The 11,738-nt window shown below is 68.7% G+C and carries 11 protein-coding genes; 8 read left to right on the top strand and 3 right to left on the bottom strand.

What is annotated here, in order from left to right; translation table 11 throughout:
• The first annotated feature begins 300 nt into the window (after window positions 1–300).
• Window positions 301–2,292, top strand: coding sequence for a glycosyltransferase (locus tag ACNPM4_RS19610; RefSeq protein ID WP_448986879.1), 1,992 nt, complete (start codon window positions 301–303; stop codon window positions 2,290–2,292).
• Between the two features lie 44 nt (window positions 2,293–2,336).
• The gene (locus ACNPM4_RS19605) at window positions 2,337–3,677 is read left to right on the top strand and encodes a phenylacetate--CoA ligase family protein (protein ID WP_372468310.1); all 1,341 of its coding nucleotides are present in this window, start codon (window positions 2,337–2,339) and stop codon (window positions 3,675–3,677) included.
• 44 nt (window positions 3,678–3,721) lie between these two features.
• On the opposite strand, the gene ACNPM4_RS19600 is transcribed toward ACNPM4_RS19605, so the two are convergent.
• Entirely contained in the window at window positions 3,722–4,744 is a 1,023-nt protein-coding gene (locus tag ACNPM4_RS19600) for a glycosyltransferase family 4 protein (protein WP_448986878.1), read from the bottom strand.
• Window positions 4,745–4,956: 212 nt separating this feature from the next.
• On the opposite strand from ACNPM4_RS19600, the gene rfbA reads away from it, so the two are divergent.
• The 3 genes from rfbA to ACNPM4_RS19585 are packed head-to-tail and all read left to right on the top strand — an operon-like array spanning window position 4,957 to window position 8,239.
• Complete coding sequence (gene rfbA, locus ACNPM4_RS19595; RefSeq protein WP_091035958.1) at window positions 4,957–5,829, top strand: glucose-1-phosphate thymidylyltransferase RfbA; 873 nt, start codon at window positions 4,957–4,959, stop codon at window positions 5,827–5,829.
• Window positions 5,826–6,824: a dTDP-glucose 4,6-dehydratase gene (rfbB, locus tag ACNPM4_RS19590; protein WP_448986877.1), complete on the top strand. Its 999-nt coding sequence runs from the start codon at window positions 5,826–5,828 to the stop codon at window positions 6,822–6,824. Before rfbA ends, rfbB begins: the two co-directional genes overlap by 4 nt.
• On the top strand, window positions 6,824–8,239 hold the full coding sequence (locus ACNPM4_RS19585) for a sugar nucleotide-binding protein (RefSeq protein ID WP_029262879.1): 1,416 nt from the start codon (window positions 6,824–6,826) through the stop codon (window positions 8,237–8,239). Before rfbB ends, ACNPM4_RS19585 begins: the two co-directional genes overlap by 1 nt.
• Here ACNPM4_RS19585 and ACNPM4_RS19580 read toward each other — a convergent pair.
• Window positions 8,236–9,456: a glycosyltransferase gene (locus ACNPM4_RS19580; RefSeq protein ID WP_448986876.1), complete on the bottom strand. Its 1,221-nt coding sequence runs from the start codon at window positions 9,454–9,456 to the stop codon at window positions 8,236–8,238. The genes ACNPM4_RS19585 and ACNPM4_RS19580 overlap by 4 nt on opposite strands.
• Window positions 9,457–9,576: 120 nt before the next feature.
• Between ACNPM4_RS19580 and ACNPM4_RS19575 the strand changes: the two genes are divergently transcribed.
• Complete coding sequence (locus tag ACNPM4_RS19575; RefSeq protein WP_029262881.1) at window positions 9,577–10,032, top strand: FAD synthase family protein; 456 nt, start codon at window positions 9,577–9,579, stop codon at window positions 10,030–10,032.
• 35 nt (window positions 10,033–10,067) lie between these two features.
• Here ACNPM4_RS19575 and ACNPM4_RS19570 read toward each other — a convergent pair whose 3' ends face one another.
• On the bottom strand, window positions 10,068–10,460 hold the full coding sequence (locus ACNPM4_RS19570; protein ID WP_029262882.1) for an SIP domain-containing protein: 393 nt from the start codon (window positions 10,458–10,460) through the stop codon (window positions 10,068–10,070).
• A 128-nt stretch (window positions 10,461–10,588) separates the two neighbouring features.
• Here ACNPM4_RS19570 and ACNPM4_RS19565 point away from each other — a divergent pair, with 128 nt between their 5' ends.
• Together ACNPM4_RS19565 and ACNPM4_RS19560 are read left to right on the top strand one after the other, a co-directional pair.
• Window positions 10,589–11,089, top strand: a complete 501-nt coding sequence (locus ACNPM4_RS19565) for a transporter substrate-binding domain-containing protein (RefSeq protein WP_448986875.1) — start codon at window positions 10,589–10,591, stop codon at window positions 11,087–11,089.
• On the top strand, window positions 11,086–11,738 hold a 653-nt coding region (locus tag ACNPM4_RS19560), incomplete at its 3' end, for a cation efflux transmembrane domain-containing protein (protein ID WP_448986874.1). The genes ACNPM4_RS19565 and ACNPM4_RS19560, both read left to right, overlap by 4 nt.

Here is an 11,738-nt window from a genome sequence, read left to right as displayed (position 1 = left end):
ATCGCCCGCGCCTCGCGCGCGACGACCACCAGATTGCGCTGCAGAAGCTTCGCCGAGGCGTAGTTCACGACCACCACGGCGAGCCGACCGTGCTCGGTTGACACGCGATTCTCTCCCCCCGGATCCGCATCGCGGATCACCTCGGGTCGCCGGCCGAATTCCCCAGAGGCGCGACCGACGTCGACTCCCAGGAGAATGACTATACGCGAGAGGCGTCTCCGCGTAACGGCTTCGGAGGATCACGGTACGATGAGCCGCGCGCCGGAGTGAAGGCGCGAGACTGCCATGGGGATGGTGCGGATGACCAGGGGACCGGAATCGAGCGACATGATCGCGGTGACGATCGGCATACCTACCTACCGGAGGCCGGAGCTCCTGGAGGCGCTGCTCCTCGCGCTCCCTCCGCGCATCGCGGAATGTGCTGCGCTCGGGGTCGAGATCGATGTGCTGGTCGTCGACAACGACGGCACTGGGTCCGCGCGCGAGGTCGCGGAGCGCGCAGATCTGCCGATGCGCTACGTCGTCGAACCGACCCCGGGTATCGCGGCAGCCCGCAACCGAATCCTGGGTGAATGCGACGGACGCGATCTGGTCGCCTTCATCGACGACGACGAGATCCCGCGGGAGCACTGGCTCTCGTCTCTCCTCACCGTCTGGCGCGACCACAACGCTGATGCGGTGATGGGACGCGTGATCTCGGTCTTCGAGGAGGACGTCGATCCCTGGCTGCTCACCTCCGGCACTTTTCGACGACCGATACGAAAGACCGGCACCGTCCTCGAAGTCGCGGCGGCAGGAAACCTCCTGCTCGATCTGCGCTGCATCCGCCGGCTCGGCCTCCGCTTCGATCAGACGCTCGGGCTCGGCGGCGGCGAAGACACCCTCTTCTCTCGGCAGCTGGCGCGCCGGGGCGGCCTGATCGTGTGGTGCAACGAGTCCGAGACCGAGGACCTCGTCGTCGCCGCGAGACTCAGCCGGGCCTGGGCCGCGCAGCGCGCGTTCAGCTCTGCGAACGCGAACACGAGGATCGAGCTGCAGCTGACCGACGGTGCGCTGCGCCGAGGCGCGCTGCGCGTACGCGCATTGCTGGGCGGTGTCATCCGCATCGTCGCCGGCGTCCTTCGGCGGGGTTTCGGCGCGGTCACCTCGAACATCGACCATCACGCCAGAGGCACCCGCATCGCGCACCGCGGCCGCGGGATGGTCGCAGCCGCCTTCGGCCGCCGTTACGACGAGTACCGCCGCCCATCGGAGGATGACACCACCATGACAGACCCCGCATCGACCATCCGCGTGATGCAGTCGCTCGGCGCACCGCGCCCGACGACGAACCCGTACAACAAGATGCTCGACGAAGCGCTCGGGTCCACCGAGGGCCTCGAACGGCTGCGCTTCTCGTGGGGCACGGCACTCTTCGGGCGCTACGACGCCTTCCACTGGCACTGGCCGGAGGCCAAGCTGCACGGCTCGACCTGGTGGAAGTCCACCGGTAAGTTCCTCCTCACCACCGCGCTCGTCTTCCGGCACCGCCTCTCGAGGCGGATCGCCGTGGTGCGGACGGTGCACAACATCGAGCTCCCCGACGACAACGCGCCACGGTTGTGGCTGCTGCGCTTCATCGATCGCCACACCGACTACCGGATCGTCATCAACGAGACGACGCCGCTCCCGCCAGGGACGCCGCACAGCCTGATCCTGCACGGGCACTACCGCGACTGGTACGCGAAGTTCCCGGCGGCCGAGCGGGTGCCCGGTCGACTCGGATCGTTCGGCGGGGTCCGCCGCTACAAGGGCCTGGAAGGGTTCATCGACGCCTATGCGGAGGCCGTCACGACCGAGCCGACGCTGAGCCTGAAGATCGGCGGGCGCCCGTCCACCCCCGAACTCGGCGACGACTTGAGGGCGCGGACCGCGGGCCTTCCCGGCGTCGAGCTGCACCTCGACTTCCTCACCGATGCCGAACTCGTCCAGCTTGCGACCTCATCCGAGCTCATCGTGTTGGCGTACCGGTTCATGCACAACTCGGGTAGCGTGCTCGCCGCCCTGTCGATGGCGCGCCCGGTACTGGTGCCGCGCAACGAGGCGAACGAGGCGCTGGCGCGCGAAGTGGGCGCCGCGTGGGTGCTCATGTACGACGGCGACCTCGACGCACCGACCGTCGTGGAGGCGTGGCGTGCCGCGTCGACGCTGACCGGCTCGCCTGACCTGTCGCGCCGTGACTGGGCGGATGCCGGCCGTGCGCACCGGGATGCGTTCCGCGAGGGCGTCGCCCACAAAAGACGGCTCCGCTGAGCCGTATCCCCGAGCGCATCCTTCGACGACGAGAGGCTGTATTGATGTCCACACCCATGAGACGCGCGTTCTTCCGCGCGAAGGCGGCGACCGTGCGCGCGAAAGCGGGCTCCTTTCACCGCGAACTCCTCGCGAACGAGCGGCTGGCCCCGGACGAGTTCGCTCAGATGCAGAACCGGCTCGCACGCGACATCGCGGCGTTCGCCATGGACTCCTCGCCGTTCTACGGCAGGCACTACGGTGAGCTCGGTATCCGCCCGGACTCCCTGACCGATCCGGAGGCATGGGCGGCGCTGCCGATCCTCGATCGTGCCACGGTGAAACAGCACGCGGCGGAGTTCCGCACCGCCGAGGCGACCGACGCCAATGCTCGTCCCGCGCTGACCGGCGGGAGCACCGGGGAACCGCTGGCCACGTTCCACGACGCACGAGTGCCGTCTCTCGCGCTGAGCTGGCGGATGTACTCCTGGTGGGGAGTGGAGCCGTCCGACGACCTCGCCCGCGTGGGTCGCTGGAACTTCGGCCGCCTGGCGACACTCAAGAACGACGTGGCGTGGTGGCCGACCAAGCAGGTCTACCTCGACGCCGGTCTCATCTCGGCGCAGACCATGGAGACGTTCCATCGCCAGCTCATGGCGACACGACCGCGCCTGATCGAGGGCTACGTGGGAGCGATGCTGGAGTTCGCCGACTTCCTGGAACGCCGAAAACTGAGCGTCCCCGCACCGACCGCGATCGCGACGACAGCTGCGCCGCTCACCGCATCCGTCCGCACCCGCCTCGAGTCCGTCTTCGGCGCTCCCGTCTACGACGAATACCGTGGTTCCGAGTTCGGCTGGATCGCCGGCGAATGCGGCCACCGCGACGGTCTCCACGTGTTCGCGGATGTCCGACGCGTCGAGGTGGTGGACGAAGACGGCGCCCCCGCAGCGCCCGGTCAGCTGGGCGACCTCGTCATCACGGACCTTCGCAACCGGGTGTTTCCCATGATCCGGTACCGCACGGGCGACAAGGGCATCCTGCGGGCGGAACCCTGCCGCTGCGGCCGTGCGCTCCCGCTCATGGAGCAGCCGCAGGGCCGGACGACGGACCTGATCCGCCTGCCCAGCGGCACCGTGCTCGCGCATCGCCTCATGGGGATGTTCGCGGCACACCCGGAAGCAGTCCGGCTTTTCCAGATCCACCAGCTCTCCGACTACTCGATCGTGATCCGCGTCGTCGTCGGCGAGGGTGCGCAGGCGCGGGATCAGATCGAGAGCGCGGTCACCTCGCTGCGCGAGCGGATCGCGAACGAGGTACCGGTGAGCGTCGAATACGTCGATGCCCTGCCGTACACGGGCGGCAAGACAAAGTACATCATCAGCGACGTCGCCACGTCGAGCTGACCCCTTCCCCGGTCGGCCCGGGTGGCGTCGCCCGTCCACCACGATCACGCCCGCTGCAGCAGCCCCTGCACGAGGGCCGCGACCATGATCTGCGTCGTGAAGCTGCGCTCCACCTCGATCCGGCCGTTGCGCCCGAGTTCGGCCGCGCGCGGCGGATCATCGAGCAGACCCAGCACCGCCCCCGCGAGTTGCTCCGCGTCCCCCGGCGGCACGAGGTGGCCGGTCCGCCCCTCGCTCACGTACTGGCTCATGCCGGGCGTATCCGAGACGACGACCGGGCGGGCGGTCGCGAGCGCTTCCAGAGCCACCGTCATCCCCGAGCCGTGCAGGTTCGGCCTGGTCGGGACGACGATGACGCTGGCGGTCGCATAGAGATCCCGAAGCTCCGCGTGCGGCATGTGCCGGACCACCCGCACCCCCTCGGGCGGCACGAGATCGGAACCCGTCTGCACCACGACCTCCGTGTCCGGCCGCGCGGTGAGCACGCGCGCGAGCGCCGCGTAGAGCGTCGCCGGATCGCGGTCACGGTCGTTGCCGACACTGACGATCCGCGGCTGCGCCGGAGAGGGCTGCGCGCCGAAGAAGTCGCTGTCGATGCCGAACGGGATCGGGAAGACCCGCGGACCCCGGCTCCCCAGCAGGCGCCGGAGCGGGTCGATCTGCCCTTCGCTCAGCACCCACGCGGATTCGGCCCCGCCCAGCATCGAGAGCAGGCGGGCCGGAGCGGGACCTGCCTGCGCCATGTCGGTGAGCCAGATCACCCCGGTGGCGTAGCGGACGCGGGGATGCAGGATCTGCAGGCGATACGCGGTGTTCTCGTCCCACGTCACGGCCAGGCCCTCGACGGGGCGAGGTTCGATGCCCAGCCGCGCTCGCACACGAGCGACCCGACCGGGCGGCGGGAGATCGACCACCTCCACGGCCGCGTGATCACGCAGCGCATCCAGTCCGTAGGGCCAGACGCTCGGGACCTCTCCCCTGGCATGGCTCCGCTCCCAGGCCGGCACCGACTGTTCGGCACGATGAGCCCAAGTGAGAGACAGCGAGGCACCACCCTCGGATTCCACGAGCCAACTATGGACCTCCCCGGGCACCCTGGCAAGAGCCGATTCCGGGACGGACACGGAGATCCCGCACCGGACGTCACAGCATCCACTCACCCGCCGGCGAGGTGACCCGCTAGAGTCGGACGTACGACTGTGGGGGTCGTCGGACGGCAGGGGATGGCCGTCCCTTCTGTGACGCCACCATGGACATCGACGTTTTCACGAGGGGGATCATGAAGGGCATCATTCTGGCGGGCGGTTCGGGCACGCGACTGCATCCGATCACACTGGGGGTCTCGAAGCAGCTCATCCCGGTCTACGACAAGCCGATGGTCTACTACCCGCTGTCGACGCTGATGCTCGCCGGGATCCGCGACATCCTCGTCATCACCACGCCCCACGACGCCGCCCACTTCGAACGGCTCCTCGGAGACGGCTCGCAGTTCGGCATCTCGCTGACGTTCGCCCAGCAGGAGTCGCCCGACGGGCTCGCGCAGGCCTTCACGATCGGTGCGGACTTCATCGGCGACGACAGCGTCGCCCTCGTCCTCGGCGACAACCTGCTCTACGGCCCCGGCCTGGGCACGCAGCTCAAGCGCTTCGCCGACATCGACGGTGGCGCGGTCTTCGCCTACTGGGTCGCCGAGCCCGAGGCGTACGGCGTCGTCGCGTTCGACGACGACGGGCAGGCGATCTCGCTCGAGGAGAAGCCGAAGAACCCGAAGAGCAACTACGCCGTGCCCGGCCTGTACTTCTACGACAACGACGTGATCGAGATCGCCCGCAACCTGGCTCCCAGCGCGCGCGGCGAGTACGAGATCACCGACGTCAACCGCGAATACCTCGAGCGCGGCAAGCTCCAGGTCGAGGTGCTGCCGCGCGGCACCGCCTGGCTCGACACGGGGACCTTCGACCAGATGACGGATGCCGCCGACTACGTACGCACGATGGAGCGCCGCACCGGCATGAAGATCGGCGTGCCCGAAGAAGTGGCCTGGCGCCAGGGCTTCCTCGACGACGACGAACTGCGCGTGCGCGCCGAAGCCCTGGTGAAATCCGGGTACGGTTCCTACCTGCTCGAGCTCCTGGAACGAGGCAAGCGATGACCCGGCTGCTCGTGACCGGCGGCGCCGGTTTCATCGGATCGAACTTCGTGCACCATGTCGTGGAGCACACCGACGCGCACGTGACCGTGCTCGACAAGCTGACCTATGCCGGAAACCGGGCATCGCTCGCAGGCCTCCCCGCCGACCGCGTGGAGCTCGTCGAGGGGGACATCGCCGACGCCGAGCTCGTCGACGGGCTGTTCGCGAAAGCCGACGCGGTCGTGCACTATGCGGCGGAGTCGCACAACGACAACTCGCTGCACGACCCGCGGCCGTTCCTCGACACGAACATCATCGGCACCTACACGCTGCTCGAGGCCGCACGTCGGCACGAGCGGCGTTTCCACCACATCTCGACCGACGAGGTGTACGGCGACCTGGAGCTCGACGATCCGCAGCGGTTCACCGAGAACACCCCATACAACCCCTCGTCGCCGTACTCGTCGACGAAGGCGGGCAGCGATCTGCTGGTGCGCGCGTGGGTGCGGTCGTTCGGAGTGCAGGCGACGATCTCGAACTGCTCGAACAACTACGGGCCGTACCAGCACGTCGAGAAGTTCATCCCGCGTCAGATCACCAACGTGCTGCGCGGCATCCGTCCGAAGCTCTACGGCGCAGGTCAGAACGTGCGCGACTGGATCCACGCCGACGATCATTCGTCGGCCGTCCTGACGATCCTCGACAAGGGCGAGATCGGTGAGACGTACCTGATCGGCGCCGACGGCGAGAAGGACAACAAGTCGGTGGTCGAGCTCATCCTCACTCAGATGGGACAGCCCGCGGACGCCTACGATCACGTGACCGATCGCGCGGGCCACGATCTGCGCTACGCGATCGACTCCACGAAACTCCGCACCGAGCTGGGCTGGGCGCCGCAGTTCTCCGACTTCGAGTCGGGGCTCGCCTCGACCATCGACTGGTACCGGGAGAACGAGGGCTGGTGGGCGCCGGCGAAGGATGCGACCGAGTCGTTCTACGCGGCGAAGGGCCAGTGATGACGGAGTTCGGCAAGGCGCTCACGGTCACCGAGACGCCGATCCCCGGTCTGCTCGTCGTCGACCTGCCGGTGCACGGGGATTCGCGTGGGTGGTTCAAGGAGAACTGGCAGCGCGAGAAGATGGTCGCCGCCGGTCTCCCCGACTTCGGCCCCGTGCAGAACAACATCTCGTTCAACGACGCGGTCGGCACCACGCGCGGCATCCACGCGGAGCCCTGGGACAAATGGGTGTCGGTCGCCACCGGGAAGATCTTCGGCGCCTGGGTTGACCTGCGTGCGGGCGACACGTTCGGCACGGTCTTCACGACGGAGATCGATCCGTCGCGCGCGATCCTGGTGCCCCGCGGCGTGGGCAACTCGTACCAGACGCTCGAGGCGGACACGGCCTACACGTACCTCGTCAACGATCACTGGTCGCCCGACGCGGAGTACTCGTTCCTCAACCTCGCTGATGAGACCGCGGCCATCGCGTGGCCGATCCCGCTCGCCGACGTCGAGGTGTCGGCCAAGGACCTCGCGCACCCGCGCCTCGCCGATGTGACGCCGATCGGACCGAAGAAGATCCTCGTCCTCGGCGGCGCGGGCCAGCTCGGACTCGCCCTGCGCGCCGCGCTCGGCGACACCGAGCACGTGGAGTACACGACGCGGGAGACCCTCGACCTGCGTGCCGACGACCTCGCCACGGCGCGGCGATGGCGCGACTATCGCGCGATCATCAACGCCGCCGCCTACACGGCGGTCGATCTCGCCGAGACCGACGACGGCCGCGGTGACGCCTGGTCGTCGAACGTCACCGGCGTGACCGCATTGGCACGCATCGCCGCCGAGAACGGCATCACGCTCGTGCACGTCTCCAGCGACTACGTGTTCGACGGCAGGAAGGCGGGCCCGTACACGGAGTCCGACCCGGTGCGCCCGCTCGGCGTCTACGGCCAGACGAAGGCCGCGGGCGACGCCGTCGTCGCGACGGTGCCGCGGCACTACATCGTCCGCACGTCGTGGGTCATCGGCGAGGGGCGCAACTTCGTGCGCACGATGGCCTCGCTCGCCGAGCGGGGTATCGCACCGCGGGTCGTCGGCGACCAGATCGGGCGCCTGACCTTCACCGAAGATCTGGCCTCGGCGATCCTGCACCTGCTGTCGACCGCCGCTCCTTACGGCGTCTACAACGTGACCGGCGCGGGAGAGCCGCGCTCGTGGGCCGACATCGCGCGCGCCGTGTACCGCCTGACCGGGCATGATCCCTCCGGCGTGACCGACGTGACCACCACGGAGTACTTCGCCGACCAGGCCGGCCCGATCGCCCCGCGTCCGCTCAACAGCGTGCTGGACCTCGGCCGCATCGAGGCGACGGGATGGACGCCGCGGGATGCGGATGCCGCCCTCGAGACGTACCTCGGCGCGAGCAGCTAGAGCTCGCCCGGCTTCATCGCCTCGGCATCGATCGCGCGGATGACCCGCAGGGCGGCGGTGTCCGTCGGCGGCTCGGCCCCCGCGGCATCGCCCCTGCGCCGCCGCTGCGGCGCGTAGACGACGAGCGAGTGGAACAGGAACCGGGCGAAGAACGCCACGATCAACGAGAGTGCCGTCGCGAGCACGCTCGAGATGTGCCAGGACTCGACCATCAGCGCCATCACCGGGATGCGCAGCGCGGCCTCGACGTTGTTGAACGCGAAGGAGCTGGCGAAGCGGATGCCGAGGGCGCGGGCATCCGTGCGCATGTCGGCGAACACGAACCGCTCCTGCAGCAGGAAGTTGCCGATGATGGTGACCTCGGCGCCGATGATGGCCGCCCAGACGTAGGGCACGCCGGCGGCGGTGAGCGCCCACATGATCCCGAGGTTCGCGGCCGCGCCGATCACGCCGATGAGCGCGAACAGCGACATCTTCCCGAAGCGCAGGCGGGCGAGGTGCGCGATGAAGGTCGCCCCCTGACGCAGGCTCGCCTTCGAGGTGCCGTGCCGGCGCTCCGCGAACTCCATCGGCACCTCGGCGATGCGCAGGTCGTTGCGCGCGAGGATCTCGAGGAGGATCTTGAAGCCCTGCGGCTGGAGCGCCGTGAGGTCGAGCTGACGCCGGTCGACCAGGAAGAAGCCGGTCATCGGGTCGGTGCTGCGCGCGAGACGGATCGGGAACATCGCCCTCGTCAGCCAGGTCGCCGCGCGTGAGACGCCGAAGCGCACCGCTGTGCCGAGCCCGCTGGTGTCGCCTCCGCCGATGTAGCGCGACGCCGCGACGACGTCGGCATCCCCTGCGGCGTGACGTTCGAGCAGCACGGGCAGCAGTTCCGGCGGATGCTGCAGATCCCCGTCCATCACGATGCAGACGTCGGCTGCCGCGGCTTCGAGTCCCACGACCACGGCCCCGCCCAGACCGCCGGTGTTCTCGGTACGGTGGATGACCCGCACGGGGATCGGGGCGTCGACCGCGACCCGTTCGACCTCGGCCGCGGTGTCGTCGGTGCTGTCGTCGACGAACAGGATCTCGGCTTCCCACCCGGCGAGCGCGGCGGCGGTGCGGGCGACCAGCTCAGCGACGTTCTCGCGTTCGTTGAACGTCGGCACGATGACCGTGACCGGTGTCCCCACGTCAGCCCCCTGTTCCGCGCACGCACCGCGTGCGGCCTCCATCGTTCCATGGGTTGCTGTGGGGAACGAAACCCAGACCTGCTAGACTGTCGAACCGCGGCTGTGGGAGTCGCGAAGCGGATGGGGATCCGCTTACTGGGGAATTACTGATCTGGGGAGATCATGGGGACGCGTATCGGCTATGCCGTTGGTGCTTTCGACCTGTTTCACGTCGGGCATCTGAATCTACTTCGTCACGCCAAGCAGCACTGCGACATTCTGATCGCAGGCGTCGTCAGCGACGAGATGCTGCGTCAGGTGAAGGGCATCGAGCCCGTCATCCCGACGGCGGAGCGTGCGGAGATCGTGAAGCACATCTCGTTCGTCGACGACGTCTACGTCGAGACGACGCCGTCGAAGATGGACTCGTGGCGCGACGTGCAGTTCACGCACTTCTTCAAGGGCGACGACTGGCGAGGCACCGACAAGGGGCTGCGCCTGGAGAGCGAGTTCGCCGAGGTCGGGGTCGAGGTCGTGTACTTCCCGTACACGGCGCACACGTCGAGCTCATCGCTGCGCCGCGCCCTCGACGCGATCACCGCGGGCGCGAACGCTCCCGCGGTGGCCTCGGTGCGCTGAGCGCCTGAGCGCCTGAGCGGATCGTCGCCGAGCGGTCAGTTCGCGACGCCGAGCAGGCTGCGCGCCATCCGCGCGACATGCGGCGGCGTGTGCGGCCCGAGCCAGACGGTCCACTGCGACGGCGGCTCGGAGCAGGTCCACTCGACGCACCACGCGTGCACCGCGTTCGCCAGTCGCTCGCCACGCGTGTGCGCACGGATACCGTCACCGCGCACCAACCAGCGCACCGACACCCCCTCGGGCACGTCGATGTGGCGGAACTGGATGCGCGCCGCCGCCTCGAGGATGATCACGCCCTGCGCGTCCCACGGCAACCGCGCGGCGATGCTCGCGATGATGCCGGCATCGGCCGCGTCACCGGCGATGAGCACGGCACCTTCGATGTCGTCCCAGTCGGGATCCTGCAGGTGCTCGCATGCGCTGCTCATGGTTTCGAGTATAGGTAAGGGTACCCTTACTCACAAGAGACGGCTCCCGATCTGCGTGGCGCTAGCGCTCGGCAGTGCCACTCGTCAACGGCTTTGCAGGACGACGCCGCGCGGAGCACTCTCGGCGCGTGGACAGATCTGCGTTGCCGCAGCGACGGCGCATCCGGCGCCCGATCGCCTCCCTCGCCGTGCTCGCCGCCATCAGCCTTCTCGGCGGGTGCGGCCTGAGCATCCCCGCCGACCCTGACGGCACCCTGGACGCCGTCACGGGAGGGGTGCTGCGCGTCGGAACGTCCCCGGATGGCGAGCTGGTGGAGGTGAGCCAGGGCGACCCCACCGGAACGATCGTCGACCTCGTGGACCGCTTCGCCGACAGCATCGACGCCGACACGGAGTGGACCGTCGCGTCGGAGGAGACCCTCGTGACCGAGCTCGAGGCAGGCGACCTCGACCTCATCGCCGGTGGCATCACCCCCGACACCCCGTGGATCGACAAGGCGGGTGTCACCCGGGGCTATCGCGGGATCGAGGGCTCCGACGGGCGTGAGCTCGTGATGCTGGTGCCGCTCGGCGAGAACTCCTTCCTGTCGACACTGGAGACCTTCCTCGACGAGGAGGTCGGCGGATGACCGAGACCCGGCAGTTCGGCCGCACCACGCTGCCGCCGGAGCAGGCGCGGGCGGTTCGTCGCGCGGTGAAGTGGGAGATCTTCACGATCGTCTACACGTCGATCACGATCGCGGTGATCGCGCTCGTGGTGGGCGAGTCGCAGGCCATGCGGACGGCCTGGATCGAGGACATGCTCTCCTTGATCCCGCAGTTCGCGTTCCTGACGGCGCTCATCTTCGTGCGCCGTCGCCCCACGAGGAAGCACCCCTACGGACTGCACCGCGCGATGGGCGTCGGGCATCTCGTGGCCGGAGTGGCACTGCTCGCCGTGGGCCTGAACCTCGCCGTCGAGGCCGTCACCGGGCTGATCGCGGCCGAGCACGCCACGATCGGCACCGTGCAGCTGTTCGGTCAGACGATCTGGCTCGGATGGCTCATGGTGGGCGTCATGGTGGTCGTGATCATCGGGCCCGTGTTCTTCTACGGCCCGGCGAAGTCGAAGCTCGCCCCGGTGCTGCACAACAAGCTCCTGTATGCCGACGCCGACATGGCGAAGGCCGACTGGCAGACCACGGTGGCGTCGGTGGTCGGCGTGCTCGGCATCGGCGTCGGCGCGTGGTGGCTGGACGGGGCGGCGGCCCTCTTCATCTCCCTCGGCATCATCTGGGA

It is taken from the genome of Microbacterium umsixpiens (assembly GCF_053543675.1).
Note: the sequence above shows the minus strand (reverse complement) of the source record. Positions and strands in the feature narration are given on the sequence as shown.

Bases quoted from the DNA above. Each gene is read 5' to 3' on its own strand.
- ACNPM4_RS19580 (WP_448986876.1), bottom strand. From the start codon at position 9,456: ATGGAGGCCGCACGCGGTGCGTGCGCGGAACAGGGGGCTGACGTGGGG.
- rfbB (WP_448986877.1), top strand. From the start codon at position 5,826: ATGACCCGGCTGCTCGTGACCGGCGGCGCCGGTTTCATCGGATCGAAC.
- ACNPM4_RS19610 (WP_448986879.1), top strand. From the start codon at position 301: ATGACCAGGGGACCGGAATCGAGCGACATGATCGCGGTGACGATCGGC.
- ACNPM4_RS19585 (WP_029262879.1), top strand. From the start codon at position 6,824: ATGACGGAGTTCGGCAAGGCGCTCACGGTCACCGAGACGCCGATCCCC.
- ACNPM4_RS19570 (WP_029262882.1), bottom strand. From the start codon at position 10,460: ATGAGCAGCGCATGCGAGCACCTGCAGGATCCCGACTGGGACGACATC.
- rfbA (WP_091035958.1), top strand. From the start codon at position 4,957: ATGAAGGGCATCATTCTGGCGGGCGGTTCGGGCACGCGACTGCATCCG.
- ACNPM4_RS19575 (WP_029262881.1), top strand. From the start codon at position 9,577: ATGGGGACGCGTATCGGCTATGCCGTTGGTGCTTTCGACCTGTTTCAC.
- ACNPM4_RS19605 (WP_372468310.1), top strand. From the start codon at position 2,337: ATGTCCACACCCATGAGACGCGCGTTCTTCCGCGCGAAGGCGGCGACC.